This window comes from Bacterioplanoides sp., from assembly GCF_965219715.1.
In the GTDB taxonomy this organism is placed as follows: domain Bacteria; phylum Pseudomonadota; class Gammaproteobacteria; order Pseudomonadales; family Oceanobacteraceae; genus Bacterioplanoides.
Window position 1 is genome coordinate 360,836 of record NZ_OZ244785.1, and the last position, 16,318, is coordinate 377,153.

The following is a 16,318-nucleotide window of genomic DNA, read 5'->3' on the forward strand; positions in this document are numbered from 1 at the left end:
AGGAATTAACAAACTGTTCACTGAGCTGGCAAAATCGACGGGCTGTTGACGTCGTTTTTGCCTTGCTGATCCATAATCCCCTCCTTATACTTCCGGCGTATTTTGTTGAATAACATTCGTGTCAGCTAACTTAAGCCAGAGGTCTTTTATGAAGTTTCAGGGTACAGATGATTATGTAGCAACGCCGGAGTTGCGTATGGCCGTCAACGCCGCCATTACCTTGCAGCGCCCATTGTTACTGAAAGGTGAGCCTGGAACCGGTAAAACCATGCTGGCCGAGCAGCTGGCTAAGTCTCTGGATACTGAACTGATCCAGTGGCACATCAAGAGTACTACCAAGGCTCATCAGGGGCTGTACGAATACGATGCCGTGTCTCGTTTACGTGACTCTCAGTTGGGTAACGACAAAGTTCATGACATCAAAAACTACATCGTAAAAGGCAAGTTGTGGGAAGCCTTTACCGCCGATAAGCCGGTTGTGCTGCTGATTGACGAAATCGATAAAGCCGATATCGAGTTTCCAAACGACTTGCTGTTAGAGCTCGATAAGATGGAATTCTTCTGTTACGAAACTCAGGAGCGTATCGTTGCTAAGCATCGCCCAATCATCCTGATTACCAGTAACAATGAGAAGGAATTGCCGGATGCTTTCCTGCGTCGTTGTTTCTTCCATTACATCGACTTCCCTGACCGCGATACCATGAAAGAGATCGTCGAAGTTCATTATCCGGGTATCCAGAACGAACTGGTTACAGAGTCCATGGATGTGTTCTTTGATGTTCGTAAAGTGCCGGGTCTGAAGAAAAAGCCTTCGACTTCAGAATTAATCGATTGGCTGAAGCTGTTAATGGCCGACGATATTGGTGTCGATATCCTCCGTAACAAAGACACTTCAAAGGCGATTCCACCTATGTATGGTGCGCTGGTGAAAAACGAACAGGACGTCCAGTTGCTGGAAAAACTGGCATTTATGAGTCGTCGTAAGGGCTGATAAGGCATTTCTTATGCTCATTGATTTCTTTCAAACAGTACGTCAGGCCAAAGTTCCTTGTTCAATCCGGGAATATCTGGATCTGGTTGCAGCGGTGCAGGCCCATGTTGCCTTCGCTGATATGAATGACTTTTATGCTTTGGCCAAGCTGGTGCTGGTAAAAGACGAAAAGCATTACGATAAGTTCGACAAAGCATTCGGCAGTTACTTTAAAGGCCTGGATGCTTTGCCTGCGCTGATGGAAGAAGCCAACATTCCTGATGATTGGATGCGCAAAGAATTTGAACGCATGCTGACGGAAGAGCAAATGGAGCAGATTGAGGCCATGGGAGGCCTCGATAAAGTTATGGACGAATTCCAGAAGCGTCTGGATGAGCAGAAAAAACGCCATCAGGGTGGCAATAAGATGATTGGTACAGGAGGAACATCTCCATTCGGTGCCAATGGCTACAACCCTGAGGGTATACGAATCGAGCAAGGACGTTCTCGCCATAAAAAGGCGATTAAGGTCTGGGAGCAGCGTAACTACCGCGATTTGGACGACTCAATCGATCTGGGTATCCGTAACGTTAAAGTGGCCTTAAGACGACTGCGCAAGTTTGCCCGTCAAGGTGCTGCTGAAGAGCTGGATATGAACGATACCATTGCGTCGACGGCCAAGAATGCAGGCTTTCTCGATATCAAAATGGTGCCCGAACGTCATAACGCGGTGAAGGTGCTGCTGTTTTTTGATGTCGGTGGCTCGATGGATCCTCACGTGCGTGTATGTGAAGAGCTGTTTTCAGCGGCTCGTACCGAGTTCAAGCACATGGAAACCTTCTATTTCCATAACTGCCTGTATGAATCCGTCTGGAAGAACAATATCCGCCGTATGAACGAACGTACGGAGACCTGGGATATCCTGCGCAAATACAGTGGTGACTATAAGGTTATCTTTGTCGGTGACGCCATGATGGCACCGTACGAAGTTACTCACGCCGGTGGCAGTGTTGAGCATTGGAATGAAGAGCCGGGTGCTGTGTGGATGCAGCGTATGGCTGATCAATTCGATAAGTTGGTTTGGCTCAATCCAGCTCCGGAGGCGCACTGGGGGCAGGGCGGATCTCTTGGGGCAATCAAAGAGATCGTAAAAGATAAAATGTATCCTCTGAGCCTTCAAGGGCTGGAAGATGCGATGCGTCATTTGAGTAAATAGCGCACAAAAAACTATGTAAAGTACAAGCGTACCAATTGTTTGGTGCTGGTCTTTATAGGACAATACCGCGAAACCGGCAGGGATGTCCGAATAACTAAAATAATGACTAGGGCGTTAGACCATGTTGGGCCTGGGGAAACATCCATCGGCAGCTTGCTCCTGCAAACTGTTGATTATCACATTGCTGCAATTGTTTTGCGTCCAGGTCAGCCTGGCTCAGAATGATCGTATCCTCCTGCGTAATGGTCCCGGCAGCGCCTTTTCTGTGGTGTTTGAAGTTCCTGCTAACCATGACTTGAAGCCAATCCGTCTGCAAGGCGAGTGGCTGCTTCTGGGCAATGAACGCAAACAAGGCTGGGCTCATCGCTCAGATATTCCCCAATCTTCCCATGTCAGCGAATCCCAGTTATGGCTTATTCAGCAGGATCCGGTTGTGTCTCAGTGGAGTTTGCAATTGGGTGGTAGTAGTCAAAACGCTGTGAATGTCGCCTTAACACATCCATGGAAACAAAGAACACTGGCTTTTCGTGCCCAGCGCCGTGCTTCTGGTGAAGCGGCCTGGCAAAGCCTTTCTCTGGCTCTGGAGACGGATCTGAAACACTTTAACCAGGATCACTCTGTCCGTGCCGGGGCATCGCTTGGGGTGGGTATTAACGAAGAAGGCAGTAGCCACTGGAGTGACGATCAGAAAATGCTGACCACGGGTCTCATTGGTCTGAATCTGGATTGGCACAGCCAACTGAACAAACAACTGAGCATGATTATACGTTTGAGCACAGAGCAGTCTTTTTCCGGCAACAGTGCTAATCACAACGAAGCTTCATTGATCTGGAATTTAAAGATATGACGCCCCTGATTAAAAACTTCTGCGTTTTTCTGAGTTTGGTTGCCGTTGTGGTTGCTGATACTCAGGCGGAAACTACGGACATCTACCAGCCCAGAGTTCTGGTTGCCGGAGTAAAAAAACAGGAGAGCATCGAGCGCACCAATGGCAGCTGGGGTTTTGGTGTTGGTCAGGTTGCTCAGGAAAATCTCACCGCCAGTATGGCTTTCACCTTTGGTGGCCGTTATTTTACTGGCGAGCGCTGGTACGTATTGGCTAATCTGCAGGCCGGTAATTTCAGCGATCGTGTAATCACCGATTCTAACGGCAAAGTGCTGGTTAAAAAGGATGTTACCAGTGTACTGGTCAATAGTGGCCTTGGTTATAACCTGATGCAGGGGTCGGCCAGTTTTTCAGGTGTGCGGGCGTATCCGTGGCAGCTGGGTATTGAAGCCTATCTGGGAGAGCAATTCACCGGTGACAGCAGCGGTCGCTATACAGGGTTAGGGTTATCCTGGCAGTTAATTATGGGAAAACGTTGGTTGTCGCTGGATTCCAGAACGTTCCAAATCAACGATGACAATCTGAAACAAGCCAAAGTCAGCAAGGGGATCCAATGGGGATTATCGTTCGGTTCCTATTTCTGATCAGCACCCTGGCGGGCACCGTTGATACGGTTATTGCTCAGGACAATGTTGACGAAAATGTTATCGCTCCCGGTCAGGCAGTTCCGGACTTTTCTATGCCTGCTGCCAATGGTTGGGGACAGCGACTTGCTGAAGTAAAAGGTCAGGCCGTTATGCTGATCTGGCTTGATGATTGTGATCAATGCGAAGAGCAACTGGCCCAATATCAGCTGATGGCTGAGGGGTTGCAGGCGGAAGGATTGGTAACCTGGTTTATCTGGACGCCAGACGATGATGATAAACCACCACATATGCGGTTGCCGGTTTTGATTGCTGATCCTTACTGGAAAACAGCGTGGCAATTTGAATCGCGTCCGGCAATTATGCTGGTTAATGGTGAGGGTGTTCTTGAACATCTGATTCTGGGTGATCTGGATGATAATTTCGCCACGACAGATGCATTGCTGCCAACCTGGCTGGCAGGGCAGCAAAGGCTGAAATAAATAGCCGCTTATACAGAACAAACAGCCGCAATTCTGAACGTTCGTGGCTGATCAAAAGAATAAAATTATGTCGTGCTGACGGCATAAAGTGAGGAAAACATGACGTTGGTAAAACAGATCCTATCTGTTGTCTTAGTCACCATGGCGATGGCCACCCAGGCAAATCAGGCTGAAGTCGGTGATGACATTCGCTCTGTTAAGCAAGCGGTGCTGGAGCTGAACAAAGAACTGTATGCGCTGGAAGAAGATCTGTTAAGCCCTGCGACAACCCGGGCGGCATTTTATTTCTCACTGGCGTATGGCGAATTCTTCGAGCCATTGTCGATCGAAGTGAAAAGCGACGATTTTGATCCGGTTCAGCACATTTATACCGAACGTCAGATCAATGCCCTGCGAATGGGTGCGGTTCAGCCTCTGGCGCAGATGAATATGGGGCCGGGTAATCATCAGCTGCGTATTGTTATTCGTGGTGTTGATCATCTGGGGCAGAACCGTGAGTTAGTGATCAATGAGACGGTTGAAAAAAATGATCAGCCATTATTGCTGGAAATTGTTATTTCTGATGAAGCTGAGCTGAAAACTTCAAATGCCCGGCTGAAACGCTGGTAATCGCAGGCAGTATTATTCTTATGCGTTTGATGTTCTGTCTTCTGATTCCCTTACTCTCTGCAGCATTACCACTGCAGGCAGAGACACCCGCCAGTTCCACTGTGTTTTTGCAGGGGGATCAGACCCGCGAACAAAATATTGCAGAGCATTTGTTACGCGGTGCTTTTTATTACCATTACCTGGATGATAATTATCAGCAGGCATTAAATGCATTGCGCTCATGGGAGCTTGCGGCTGGTAAAACCAACAGCGAAAGCAAAGTGATGGAAGCGGCCATCTTGTTAGCTTTAGGTCTAGATCGCCAGGCACAAGAGCTTTATTCGCAGGTCAGTATCCGGGAAGTTGCCGGTAGCGGTAACGCCTGGTTTCACCTGGCTCGTCGTTGGTTATCGGTTGGTGAATGGCAAAATGCCGAGGCCAGCATCAATAAAGCGCTTAAATTGCGCACGTCTCTGAATGATGAATATTACGATCAGGCATTGTTTATTCAGTCTGCGAGTCGCTCGAATCTCGACATGATTGCTGAAGCCAAAATGTCGTTAGCAAATATGGATACCAACAGCATCTGGACAGGTCTTGCTCGTTACAACTGGATGTTGGCGCTGATGCGCAGCAATGCCAATAGTCGCGACCTCGAAAAGTTAGTTGAGGAATCCGCCTTCTATGCACCGGAGACGTTCGAAGGTAAGGCATTAAGAGATCGTATTCTGTTAGTCGCTGGTATCTATGCGCTGGACTCGGGTAAAAACCGCAGTGCGGAAGCGTATTTTAAAGAAATCAGTCAGGATTCAGCGTTTACTGCGCCTGGTTTATTGCATTACGGCTGGGCTTTGGTAGAGCAGTGGAAGTACCAGGAAGCGATGCAGCCGTGGAGAATTTTGCAGCAGAAATACAACGATTTTCACCCGGCAGTGGTGGAGTCGATTCTTGGTGTGCCACACGCATTGGAACTGTTAAATGCCACCACACAATCGTTAAAAACGTATGAAGTTGTTGAGCTTCGCCTACAGCGAATGCTTAACAAACTGGAAGCGCTGAATCAGGACGATGCAATTGATGCCTGGTTGGCGCAGTGGCTGGAGCAACAACAAGACCAGCAATGGGGCTGGATGCGTGCACAGTTACAGGATATGCCCGATTCCGATATGACCCGCTCATTGCAGCTGATGCTTGATGATGTCGAATTTAACCAACTCACGGCAAACCTGCACGATTTACAGCAATTAGCCCTCGAGTTAGAAAAGCACCAGAAAGAGCTGGGTTTATGGCAGCAAATTCTGGAAAAACGCCAGAGCCAGTTGCAGCAAGCGGGCGGTAAAGCGCGTTTTCGAGCGATGGAAAAACGCCATCAGCAACTGGTGCGAAAAATTCTGCAAATGCAGCAAAAATTACATGCCGAAGACGAAAAAATATTCGCCTATGCGTCGAAACAAGATGCTAAGAATATTGCTCATCTTTCCAGCGTTGTGCCACGTGTAGAGTATCTGCAAAAAATTAATACCCCTACGCGTGATTTATCCGTTTATAAAGAACGCTGGCGTCGCATGCGCGGGTTGCAGTTATGGACCATTTACGAGGAAAAACCTGAGCGTCGCTGGAACAGTAACCAGGCATACTGGCAGCTACGTGAAGACAGCGAGTTATTGCTTGAGCAACTTGATAATAGCCGTGAGGCACTTGTTTGGGCCGACAGTAGCTGGAAAGGTTTCCCTCTCAAAGTAAATACTGCGCAACGGAACGTATCCCGACTGCAGCAGGAAACCAAAGCTCTGGCACAACAGCAGCAGCAAAAGATGCGCGACATGGTGCATGATTTCCTGAACAAATTAGAAATCCGTTTGACGGATTACCTGGCCCAATCACGTTTGTCGATTGCTCGTTTGTACGACGACGCTTTGCAGAACAATGTCGCTGGTGGTGGTTACGATGATTATCAGCATCCGACAGCGGAAGAAGAAACAGACACAACCGGAGGTGAGCGTGAATAAGTTGCTTACCATCATTTTGCTGGCCGTCATGATCAGTGGTTGTGCTATTTTTCAGGACCCTGCCAAGCAACAGGTAAAGCTGGAAAATATTCAGGAATTAAAAGTTCGTTTAATGAGTAACGAGCCTCTGGAAGTCACTCCTGAAGAAGTGATTGACCGTTATCAGAGCTATCTTTCGGTATCGACGGAAGCCGAAATCCGCATTCGTGTTGCCCACCGTATCGCCAGTCTTAAATTACAGGCTGAAGAGCTGGAAATGGATCGCCTTGCTGAGGCGGCAGATGAAGCACTGCGTGGAGATGGCGATCAAAGTGCGGAAGCGATTGAGAAGCAACAGGCTGAATTATTAGCGCAGGAGCTGGCGGAAGAAGCCCAGGCGACTCGTGAAGAACGCAACATGGCGTTATCGTCGATTAAAGATTATGAGGCGTTATTAAAAGAGTTCCCTGATCGTGTCGACAACGATGCTGTGCTGTATCAGTTGGCAAAAGCGTACACCATTACCGGTCAGCCTTATCAGGCAATTGCGGTACTGGAAGAACTCTCTCTTAAATATCCCCGCTCCGGTTATTACCTGGAAACTGAGTTTCGTTTAGGGCAACTGCTGTACGCCGCAGGTGACTATGAAGCGTCTGCGGAAGCTTACCAACGCTTGGTCGACCGTGGCCGTGAAGATAATAAATTCTACGTCAGCGCCGGTTATCTAAAGGGTTGGGCTCTCTTTAAGCTGGAAGAAAATGAACAGTCGTTGCTGGCCTTTACCAAGGTGCTGGACGAAGAATACCCGGATGTTGCTGCTTTGTCTTCGGCTAAGGGCGGCGAGTTGGATATGCTGAATGATATCCTGCGTATCATGGCAATTATTTTTGATTACATGGGCGATTGGGAGCAGATCGCCATGTTCTTTGATAAGCACGGCCAGCGTCATTACGAATATCTGCTTTACGATCGCCTGGCCAGTCAGTACTACGATAAAAAATACTATAAATCCGGAGCCTCGACGCTGCGTGCGTTTGTTACCCGTTATCCTGATGACGTGCTTGCGCCGCAATATTATGAGCGCCTGATCGAAGGCTACAAAAAAGCCCGTTACCCAACACTGTTGCGTAAACACAAAACCATTTATATCAAGCGTTTTGGCGTTGGTAGCGATTACTGGCAAAAACATGGGCAGGCGGTGCGCGATATTATTTCTACGCCGTTGGCCGGTTATATCTGGGATCTTGCCAGCTTCCATCATGCCTGGGGTCAGAGCACTAAGAAGCGCAAGGATAAGCTGAAGCGCCTTAAAATCGCTGAAAAGTGGTACCAGGAATACGTGCGTAGCTTCCCGCTGGCAGACGATGTGGTAAAGGCACATTTCCTGTTGGCAGAGGTTGCGACAGAGTTACGAGATTATAGGCTGGCAAAAGATCACTACGAGATTGTCGCTTATCAATATCCTGAATATGACAAAGCGGCTGAAGCCGGTTATGCCGCGATTCTTGCGTATAACAAATACAAACCCGCTAAAAATGAAAAAGCGATCTGGCGTCAGTTAACCGTTGCCAGTGCAATGCGCTTTGTTCAGGAATTCCCGGATGACCCGAGACGTGGAACCGTTCTGGTTAATACTGCGGAAATGTTGCTGAAAGATAAATATTACGATCAGGCATTATCAACATCGCGTTTGGCCTGGGAGGCTAAAGGAAAGTTACCCGCTCGGTATAAATACGGTGCGGCTTTGGTGCGCGGCCACTCAAGTTTTGAACTGGGTCATTATGGCGAGTCAGAAATGGCGTTGTTAGAAGCCAGTCAGTACAAAAAGCTAAGCCGTAAAAAGCGTCGTGATTTACGAGAGAAAGTGGCTGCAGCAATTTACAAACAAGGTGAAGTGGCTAAAGCCAATGGGGAGCCTCAGGTTGCAGTAGGGCACTGGCGCCGACTGGCTGAAGTAATTCCCGAAAGTAACACCAAAGTTAATGCTGAATACGATGCGGCAACCATTCTGATGGAAGCCCAGGACTACGATCAGGCCATCGAGGTGTTACTGAAGTTCCGTAAGGATTACCCGGATCACAAATTAATTGCAGACATTCCGAGTAAACTGATTATCGCCTATGAAGAAAAAGGCGATTGGCGTAAGGCGGCATTTGAATTGCAAACGATCTGGAAAATCAGTAAAAACCGCGAAGAACAACGAATTGCATGTTTCCAGTCCGCCGAATACTTCGAAAAAGCGGGCGATCAGGAAAACGCCATCGTTATGTATAAGCGCTACGCCCATTCTTACAAGCGCCCCTTTGATGCCGCAATTGAAGCGCACTTCAAACTGGATCAGATCTATGCCAGTCGTGGCGATGAAGATAAACGTCGTTTCTGGCTTGGAAAAATTATCGGTTTAAATGCTAAAGCGAAAAAAGAACAGACCGATCGTTCTAAATTCCTGGCAGCAAAAGCGGCCTATGAGCTGGGTGACTTTGAACGTATCGCGTTTGAAAAAGTGAAGCTGAGTCTGCCGCTGGATAAAAGTGTGACCCGTAAGAATAAATTCATGCAGGCGGCGCTGAAACGTTATACCCAGGCTGTGCAATTAGGTGTACTTGAATACACAACCTCTTCAACATTCCGCATTGGTGAGCTTTACAAGCAGCTGGCCAAAGGACTGATGAATTCCGAACGTCCTGCTGGGATGGATGAAGTTGAAGCAGAGGAATATCAGTTCCTGCTTGAAGATCAGGCGTTTCCTCTTGAAGAAGCGGCGATTGAAGTGCATCAGACCAACGCTGGCCGTACTTATGATGGCTTGTACGACAGCTGGATTAAACAAAGTTATAAATCCCTTGGTGAGTTGATGCCAGGTCAGTACAACAAACAGGAGAGGGCGATTTCTTATGTTGAACAAATTCGTTAAGCCCCTGCCAGTCGTTTTCTCACTGGTAAAGCGTCTTTCTGCTGTCAGTGCGGTGTTGTTGTTAACTGCGTGTAGCTTTTTGCAGTCTGCGCCGGAAATTATCGATGAGGGGCCAAAAGAAAAACCCCTGCCACCACAATTAATCGAAGCCTATAACAGCGGCCTGGAATTGTTGCAGGATATGGATGAGGCCTTGGCTTCAGGTTCTGAGGGGGATGAAACAAGCGAAGCGTCGGGAGAGAGTGATGCTGTCGAAAAAGCATCGCAGCACTGGCAGGCGCTGGCAGAACAATTTCCTGAATATCCAGGTGTCTGGACGAATCTGGCTTTAACTCAGTTGCATCTTAAGCAATACGAAGATAGCCACAACAGCTTAACCAAAGCGTTAGTAATTAATCCGGAGTTTTGTCCCAGCTTTAAATTAAAGGGTCTTGTTGAACGTGAGCTGGGCAAATTCAGCGATGCTGAAAACAGTTATCTGGCAGCGGCGAAATGTGATCCACAAGATCCGGATGTCCCTTACAACCTGGGGATCTTATACGATCTGTATTTACACGATCTGGAAAAAGCACTGGCTCAGTACGAAGTTGCCCAACAATTGATGGCTGAGCCTGATCAAACTTTGGCGGTCTGGATTCCGGATTTGCAGCGCCGTAACGATGCTAATAAGCCAGCAGATTCTGAAAAGCAGGTTGCGGGAGAGTAACGATGCGATTGTTTTTGATGCTGCGATTGTTTCCAATACTGAGTGCATTGCTCTGTTTCAACGCTGTTGCTGAAGACGATAATGTTGTTCGTTTACAAGGCATTTCGATTCAGGGGAACAGCGAAGAACCACACGTTATTTATATCACTCCATGGCGCCCACCACCGGGCACCGGGCGTTTGTACCAGCCAATTTTCAGCTACCGTGATCACTGGATGAAACCCATTGACCGAGCCAGTCTTGGTCGTGAAATGCGTTACAGTGAGCGTTACCTGCCGAAAGAAGTGAATCAGGAACGGGTGCGGGAATTGACCACAAAAGCCAATAACAATAATAAATCGATCACAGAACAACCAGCGAAACCGGAATAACGGCAGATAGAGCCATAATCCTGAGTTTCGGGTATTTTTTCATCACGAAAATAGTGGTTAAATCAGGCCTTTAATTATAAAGGCCTGCACAACTGCGGCTAATAACTCTAACAAAGACATAGCTACTTCAAAGCTAGGGGGAAGTATCAATGGAAACTATCGTTCGTTTTTTCCAGGAAGGTGGTACCTTTATGTACCCAATCGCAATCATCATGGCGATTGGTTTGGCCATCGCTTTCGAGCGCCTGTTTTTCTTAATGAAGGAAAAAACCAGCAACCGCCAGGCATTTGATGACATGTTGCCTATGTTACAAAAGCGTGACCTGCGTGCGGCTCTGAATTACGCCAACTCATCCGACAGCAAAATCGGCAATATTTTCTCGGCAGCCATCGCTCGCATCCCGGGTTCTCAGCGTCGTGAAGAAATTGAATACGCGCTGGAAGAAGGTCTGATGGAAGCGATTCCACAGCTGGAAAAACGCACACAATACGTTTCCACTCTGGCAAACATTGCTACTTTAATGGGCCTGCTGGGTACCATTATGGGTCTGATCGCGGCATTTACTGCCGTTGCTAATGCTGCACCGGCAGAAAAAGCGACCCTGCTTTCGCAGTCCATTTCTGTTGCGATGAACACCACTGCATTTGGTCTGATGGCAGCGATTCCATTGCTGTTAATGCACAGCTTCCTGCAAACCAAAACCAACGAAATTGTCGATAGTATTGAGATGGCAGGCGTTAAATTCCTGAACATCATCACCGAACGTAAGCCAGGCCAAAACGACAAAGCAGCATAATAGTTGAGCTAATCCAATGAGACGCCATAAAAGACCACAAGAAGAGGCGGAGCTCAACGTAACATCCTTTATGAATCTGATGATCGTATTAGTGCCGGTATTGCTGATGAACATGGTGTTCTCGCAAGTGGCCGTTCTCGATCTGAAGCTTCCCAACGGAGATCAGCCTGGGCTGGTAAATCCGGAGGATGTTTCGCTGGAAGTCACCATTCGGGATTCCGGGTTCGTGGTATCACGCACCTATAAGGAACAAACCGAAGAACTGGCGGCGCTGCCGAAAATTGCTAAAGAATTTGACTACGAGGGGCTGTCACGCACCTTGCAGGACATTAAAAAGAATCCGGTTTTTAAAGACAAAAAAGACATCAGTTTGTTGTCTGAAGCAGAGGTGGATTATCAGACGTTAGTGACTGTTATGGATACCGTGCGTCGTTATCCTGCGGTGGTTGCTGCGTCACTGGTTGATGCCGAACTGTTTCCGGAAATTTCGTTAGGTGACGCTGTCGATAAAAATGCGGCTGTTGAAGGCGCAACTGCCAGTGCGGAGGTGACACCATGAAGAGGTCCCGTCGTGCTAAGCGCATGCAACGCAATCACAAACGTAATAAGGCCAGCGGTACGCTGAACCTCACGGCACTGATGGATATTTTCACCATTCTGGTTTTCTTCCTGATGGTGAACCAATCCGAAGTGGAAGTTCAGAATAACGACGATATTAAGTTACCGGTTTCTATTTCAGAAAATAAACCCAATGAGCAGGTCACTATTATGGTGAGCTCAGCGGACATTCTGGTTCAGGGCCGTGTGATTTTATCGACCGCGGATGCGAAAAAAGAAAAAGGGGAGCAACTGCCACAGCTGAAAAAAGAGCTGGAATATATGGCATCCCGAGCGCCGCTTTCTCCTGAGCAAAAAGCGCTTGGACGCCCGATTACCATTATGGGTGATAAAGGCATTCCTTATACGCTGCTGAAAAAAGTGATGAATACCAGTGCTAAATCTGGTTTCAACAACATTTCATTAGCCGTTGAGCAAAAGCCACCACAGGAAGGAGGAGCCTGATATGACGGTATATTATCGTGCTCCTGAACTGCCCTGGAACGACGGTGGCCAGCAGCAACGCTTTTTCGGAATCCTGCTTGGCTTATTATTGTTCGTAGTGATGGTGGGTATCGCCATTCCTATGATTGAGCTGCCTGCAAAAGACCGAAAAGAACTGGAACAGCTGCCGCCGCAGCTGGCTAAGGTACTCGAACGTAAAAAGAAAGAGAAACCAAAGCCTAAGCCGGTAGTTAAGAAAGAAAAACCGAAGCCGAAGCCTGAGCCCGAGAAAAAACCGGAGCCTAAGCCAGAGCCGAAAGTTGAAAAGCCGAAGCCAAAACCAAAGCCTAAGCCGAAACCTAAGCCCAAGCCGAAACCAAAACCTAAGGTGAAGGCTACTAAGGAAAAACGAGCCGCGGCTAAAGAAAAAGCGAAAAAAGCCTTCGGTGGTAATGCATTAGCTGCATTGCAGGCAACCCGGGCCCAGGTTCCGATTGCTGCACTCAGCACTAGTAGTAAAGGTCTGAGTAACGCAGGCGCCAAAGCAACCGCTGTTGGCAGTGTGGTTGACCGTTCAGCGGCTACTCGTGGTTCTGGTGGTGTAGATGTCGCCGCATTAACAACGGATACCGTTGGTGAGAAGCTGGGTGATCGCGATGTAACCGCAGTAGAGCTGACGGAAGAGCAAATTGCTGAAACTCAGGAAAGCTCAACCCGCAGTCAGGAAGAGTTACGCCTGGCGTTCGAACAGTACAAAGTACAGTTTGACCGCATCTATCGCAGTGCTTTACGCCGCAATCCAAACCTGGCCGGTTCTGTGACTCTGCGTGCTGAGATTCAGCCGGATGGCTCGGTATCATCCTGTAAGGTTGAGAAGAGTGAGCTGAACAACGCCAAGGTTCACAAACGTCTGGAAGCCAAGTGTCGTCAGATGCAATTTGGTAACCGTGATGGCGTGGACGTGACGGTTGCCGAATACCCAATCAAGTTTATTCCATAAACAATTGGTTGTTTGCTTTGCTTAATTGAAAAACCCGCTTTGTCAAAAAGCGGGTTTTTTATGCTTCCGATTGCAACGTTAGTTTTCCGGATTGACTTACCGACACTTCTCAATCAGAGTACCGTGATGCATCAATACACCAACCAACGATTTCAGCGAATTATCATCATTCCATAAGGAGTGGTGGGATTCTGCATGTATCAAATTTCAGCAAACCCGCCCAAGAGGCGGGTTTGTTTTTTCCATCTCCTGGGCTTATTTCACCAACAGGAGTATCAGGATATGAAGAAAGTTGCAGTATTCGGCAAACCCGGCAGCGGAAAATCGACCTTTAGCAAAAAAATGGCTGAAAAGGCGAATTTACCACTGATTGCTCTCGACTCGTTGATCTACAACCCGGATGGGACATCGGTAGAGCGCCATGTTTATACGAAAGCACATGATGAGATTCTCAGCTCTCCGGCCTGGTTGATCGACGGGCTTGGGCCGATTTCATCTTTTCATCAGCGACTGGAAGCAGCCGACACTCTGATTTACATCGATTTGCCTTACTGGCTGAGTTATTGGCTGGTGACAAAACGATTAATCAAAGGATTATTTGTCCGGCCAGAGGGGTGGCCTGAGGGCAGTTCGGTCATCGCCGGCTCCATCCAGAGTTATCGGTTTTTACGGCTATCACCGCAATTCTGGAATGACTCCTTCCTGTTGCAGCTTGAGCAACTCACTTCTGAGAAAAAAGCCGAGAAGCAACTGTATTATGTACGCTCGTTGTCGCAGCTCAATGCCATATTAAGAGGGTTGTAAGCATCTGGTTAACCGGTAGCAAGACTGACTATTGTGACAGCTTTAGGCCTGGAATCGTCTTAAATGAGGTAATTCTGGTCTAATACGTTATACCGGTTATACTTAGTTTTCCTATTGAACCAACAAGAGCGGACACCGGACGACCAGCCAAGCAGATATGCCAAGGGGATCGTTCTGGATGAAAGACTATAAAGTACAGAAAGCTCTCGGCTTTACGCTTTATGTTTTGTCGGTGGTGCTGATGAGCCTGGCGGCTTATGCAGCGCTTCTCGATATCAAACAGCGCACTCTGATTAACACTCGCGATTCGCTGCAGACGGTTCTGGTTACGGTTCAAAAAGCCAACCAGATTCTGGTCAGCGAGAGCCAGAACATTATCAATCATATTTCCCAATCGGCGTCGGTACGCCAGCTGACCCAACAAGTGCTCGATCAGCCCAGTACCGTCAGCAGTGGCGCGGCGCTGAGCAGGGCTATTGCAACTGAGCTCAGTTACCATCGCAATCAGCGTTTCTTCGTTCTGAATAAAGACGGAATTAATATCGCCAGTGATGATCTGAGTCGCCTCGGACAAAAGAACGCAATTTTTCGCCAGCACCCGTTTTTGGTAAACCGGATTCTTAACGGTAGTCAGGCGGCGATTCGTTCTATGAGATTACCGGGCGAGCAGGCATCCAGCTTCGTTCCTATTTTCTTTATAACAGCGGCTATCCATGCGGATGACGGTGAACCGGTGGCGGCATTTATTAAAATTATCGATCCAAAAGCGCAGTTCTCAGAGATCAGTGCATTGGGGCGTATCGGTGATACCGGGGAGACGTATGCGTTTGATCGCCGGGCGCTGTTATTGACCGACAGTCGTTTTGATCATCACCTTGAGCGCGCCAATCTGATTGATGTAGGTAAGGACAGCCTGATGAATCTCTATATCACCGACCCGGGTGGTGACACGTTGCAGGGATTTAAACCGCAGGCCAGTAACCGAAATTTGCCGATGACCCATATGGCGAAACAGGCGACGGCAGGGATCAGTGGCTTTGATATTAAAGGGTACCGCGATTATCGCGGTGTACTCGTGTTTGGTGCCTGGTCCTGGGATCACGAGCTGGGTATTGGCATTGCCTCAGAAATCAACGTCGACGAGGCGCTGCAGCCGTATTACAAAACCCGTAATGTATTTGTTGCCGTTATTGCATTGGGGGCGGTGATTACCTTCTTACTGTTGCAGTTTATCTTCAGTTTGTTAAGAAAATCCGCTGAACTGATCGAGAAAGATAATCAGGTATTGGAAAGCCTGGTGGAAGAGCGAACTCAGGAACTGGTTGATGCGCAGCGCCAGTTGTCAGAAAAAAACCAGCGACTGGAAGCGATGGCAACCACGGATGAGTTGACCAAGCTGGCTAACCGGCGAAAATTTTCCAATGAATTATCCCTGACCTGGCAGCGTAATTTGCGTGACGGAAAATCCGTGGCAGTGATGTTGATCGATGTCGATAGCTTTAAAGAATACAACGACAATTATGGCCATCTGGAAGGGGATATGTGTCTGGCGCAGGTTGCTGAGGTATTGCGTCACAGTCACGTCAGTAAACGTCCGGGAGATTTAATTGCACGCTACGGCGGTGAAGAATTTGTTCTGGTACTGGATAACCCGAGTCGCGAATACGTTATGCAGATGGCGCAACAACTTTGTGATGATGTACGTTACCGCGCGATTCCACATACCTTCACCAAGGTGAAAGTGGGTGACCCGGTTCAGAACAGTGAATTAAACCGGGTCGTAACTATCAGTGTGGGCGTGTGCTTTATCGCTGATTTATCCGGTGCCAGTATTCGCGAAACACTGTCACGGGCGGATATTGCGTTGTATCGGGCAAAAAATGCCGGGCGTAATTGCGTTCGTGAATTTTTAACGGATGAATAAATTATCGCTTGGCGTTCCTTGCCAGTTAAAACTCCATCGTTAATTCG

The 16,318-nt window shown here is 48.0% G+C and carries 16 protein-coding genes; all 16 read left to right on the forward strand.

Features of this window, described 5'->3' with window-relative positions; all coding sequences use genetic code 11:
* The first annotated feature begins 148 nt into the window (after nt 1-148).
* The 16 genes from ACOQOZ_RS02145 (at nt 149) to ACOQOZ_RS02220 (ending at nt 16,271) form a co-directional block, all read left to right on the forward strand.
* Nucleotides 149-991 (forward strand): AAA family ATPase, encoded by an 843-nt coding sequence (locus tag ACOQOZ_RS02145; RefSeq protein WP_420590641.1) that lies wholly within the window; start codon nt 149-151, stop codon nt 989-991.
* 13 nt (nt 992-1,004) lie between these two features.
* Nucleotides 1,005-2,186: a vWA domain-containing protein gene (locus tag ACOQOZ_RS02150; RefSeq protein ID WP_420590642.1), complete on the forward strand. Its 1,182-nt coding sequence runs from the start codon at nt 1,005-1,007 to the stop codon at nt 2,184-2,186.
* Nucleotides 2,187-2,307: 121 nt separating this feature from the next.
* Nucleotides 2,308-3,033 (forward strand): hypothetical protein, encoded by a 726-nt coding sequence (locus ACOQOZ_RS02155; protein ID WP_420590643.1) that lies wholly within the window; start codon nt 2,308-2,310, stop codon nt 3,031-3,033.
* Nucleotides 3,030-3,656: a hypothetical protein gene (locus ACOQOZ_RS02160; RefSeq protein ID WP_420590644.1), complete on the forward strand. Its 627-nt coding sequence runs from the start codon at nt 3,030-3,032 to the stop codon at nt 3,654-3,656. Before ACOQOZ_RS02155 ends, ACOQOZ_RS02160 begins: the two co-directional genes overlap by 4 nt.
* Nucleotides 3,626-4,138: a redoxin domain-containing protein gene (locus ACOQOZ_RS02165; protein ID WP_420590645.1), complete on the forward strand. Its 513-nt coding sequence runs from the start codon at nt 3,626-3,628 to the stop codon at nt 4,136-4,138. The genes ACOQOZ_RS02160 and ACOQOZ_RS02165 overlap by 31 nt, the downstream gene beginning before the upstream one ends.
* Before the next feature lie 99 nt (nt 4,139-4,237).
* Nucleotides 4,238-4,747, forward strand: a complete 510-nt coding sequence (locus ACOQOZ_RS02170; RefSeq protein WP_420590646.1) for a hypothetical protein — start codon at nt 4,238-4,240, stop codon at nt 4,745-4,747.
* A 20-nt stretch (nt 4,748-4,767) separates the two neighbouring features.
* Complete coding sequence (locus ACOQOZ_RS02175) at nt 4,768-6,735, forward strand: hypothetical protein (protein ID WP_420590647.1); 1,968 nt, start codon at nt 4,768-4,770, stop codon at nt 6,733-6,735.
* Nucleotides 6,728-9,628: a tetratricopeptide repeat protein gene (locus ACOQOZ_RS02180; RefSeq protein ID WP_420590648.1), complete on the forward strand. Its 2,901-nt coding sequence runs from the start codon at nt 6,728-6,730 to the stop codon at nt 9,626-9,628. The genes ACOQOZ_RS02175 and ACOQOZ_RS02180 overlap by 8 nt, the downstream gene beginning before the upstream one ends.
* On the forward strand, nt 9,609-10,334 hold the full coding sequence (locus ACOQOZ_RS02185; protein WP_420590649.1) for a tetratricopeptide repeat protein: 726 nt from the start codon (nt 9,609-9,611) through the stop codon (nt 10,332-10,334). The genes ACOQOZ_RS02180 and ACOQOZ_RS02185 overlap by 20 nt, the downstream gene beginning before the upstream one ends.
* A gap of 2 nt (nt 10,335-10,336) precedes the next feature.
* Nucleotides 10,337-10,705, forward strand: a complete 369-nt coding sequence (locus ACOQOZ_RS02190) for a hypothetical protein (RefSeq protein ID WP_420590650.1) — start codon at nt 10,337-10,339, stop codon at nt 10,703-10,705.
* 149 nt (nt 10,706-10,854) lie between these two features.
* Nucleotides 10,855-11,502 (forward strand): MotA/TolQ/ExbB proton channel family protein, encoded by a 648-nt coding sequence (locus ACOQOZ_RS02195; RefSeq protein ID WP_420590651.1) that lies wholly within the window; start codon nt 10,855-10,857, stop codon nt 11,500-11,502.
* Between the two features lie 16 nt (nt 11,503-11,518).
* Entirely contained in the window at nt 11,519-12,061 is a 543-nt protein-coding gene (locus tag ACOQOZ_RS02200; RefSeq protein WP_420590652.1) for an ExbD/TolR family protein, read from the forward strand.
* Nucleotides 12,058-12,564, forward strand: a complete 507-nt coding sequence (locus ACOQOZ_RS02205; protein WP_420590653.1) for an ExbD/TolR family protein — start codon at nt 12,058-12,060, stop codon at nt 12,562-12,564. Before ACOQOZ_RS02200 ends, ACOQOZ_RS02205 begins: the two co-directional genes overlap by 4 nt.
* A 1-nt stretch (nt 12,565) precedes the next feature.
* The gene (locus ACOQOZ_RS02210) at nt 12,566-13,543 is read left to right on the forward strand and encodes an AgmX/PglI C-terminal domain-containing protein (RefSeq protein WP_420590654.1); all 978 of its coding nucleotides are present in this window, start codon (nt 12,566-12,568) and stop codon (nt 13,541-13,543) included.
* 282 nt (nt 13,544-13,825) lie between these two features.
* On the forward strand, nt 13,826-14,347 hold the full coding sequence (locus ACOQOZ_RS02215; protein WP_420590655.1) for an adenylate kinase: 522 nt from the start codon (nt 13,826-13,828) through the stop codon (nt 14,345-14,347).
* Nucleotides 14,348-14,525: 178 nt separating this feature from the next.
* The gene (locus tag ACOQOZ_RS02220) at nt 14,526-16,271 is read left to right on the forward strand and encodes a sensor domain-containing diguanylate cyclase (protein ID WP_420590656.1); all 1,746 of its coding nucleotides are present in this window, start codon (nt 14,526-14,528) and stop codon (nt 16,269-16,271) included.
* The last annotated feature ends 47 nt before the right edge of the window (nt 16,272-16,318 follow it).

Excerpts from the sequence above, each read along its gene's own strand:
- ACOQOZ_RS02145 (WP_420590641.1), top strand. The coding sequence starts at position 149 with ATGAAGTTTCAGGGTACAGATGATTATGTAGCAACGCCGGAGTTGCGT.
- ACOQOZ_RS02150 (WP_420590642.1), top strand. The coding sequence starts at position 1,005 with ATGCTCATTGATTTCTTTCAAACAGTACGTCAGGCCAAAGTTCCTTGT.
- ACOQOZ_RS02155 (WP_420590643.1), top strand. The coding sequence starts at position 2,308 with ATGTTGGGCCTGGGGAAACATCCATCGGCAGCTTGCTCCTGCAAACTG.
- ACOQOZ_RS02160 (WP_420590644.1), top strand. The coding sequence starts at position 3,030 with ATGACGCCCCTGATTAAAAACTTCTGCGTTTTTCTGAGTTTGGTTGCC.
- ACOQOZ_RS02165 (WP_420590645.1), top strand. The coding sequence starts at position 3,626 with ATGGGGATTATCGTTCGGTTCCTATTTCTGATCAGCACCCTGGCGGGC.
- ACOQOZ_RS02170 (WP_420590646.1), top strand. The coding sequence starts at position 4,238 with ATGACGTTGGTAAAACAGATCCTATCTGTTGTCTTAGTCACCATGGCG.
- ACOQOZ_RS02175 (WP_420590647.1), top strand. The coding sequence starts at position 4,768 with ATGCGTTTGATGTTCTGTCTTCTGATTCCCTTACTCTCTGCAGCATTA.
- ACOQOZ_RS02185 (WP_420590649.1), top strand. The coding sequence starts at position 9,609 with ATGTTGAACAAATTCGTTAAGCCCCTGCCAGTCGTTTTCTCACTGGTA.
- ACOQOZ_RS02190 (WP_420590650.1), top strand. The coding sequence starts at position 10,337 with ATGCGATTGTTTTTGATGCTGCGATTGTTTCCAATACTGAGTGCATTG.
- ACOQOZ_RS02195 (WP_420590651.1), top strand. The coding sequence starts at position 10,855 with ATGGAAACTATCGTTCGTTTTTTCCAGGAAGGTGGTACCTTTATGTAC.
- ACOQOZ_RS02200 (WP_420590652.1), top strand. The coding sequence starts at position 11,519 with ATGAGACGCCATAAAAGACCACAAGAAGAGGCGGAGCTCAACGTAACA.
- ACOQOZ_RS02205 (WP_420590653.1), top strand. The coding sequence starts at position 12,058 with ATGAAGAGGTCCCGTCGTGCTAAGCGCATGCAACGCAATCACAAACGT.
- ACOQOZ_RS02210 (WP_420590654.1), top strand. The coding sequence starts at position 12,566 with ATGACGGTATATTATCGTGCTCCTGAACTGCCCTGGAACGACGGTGGC.
- ACOQOZ_RS02215 (WP_420590655.1), top strand. The coding sequence starts at position 13,826 with ATGAAGAAAGTTGCAGTATTCGGCAAACCCGGCAGCGGAAAATCGACC.
- ACOQOZ_RS02220 (WP_420590656.1), top strand. The coding sequence starts at position 14,526 with ATGAAAGACTATAAAGTACAGAAAGCTCTCGGCTTTACGCTTTATGTT.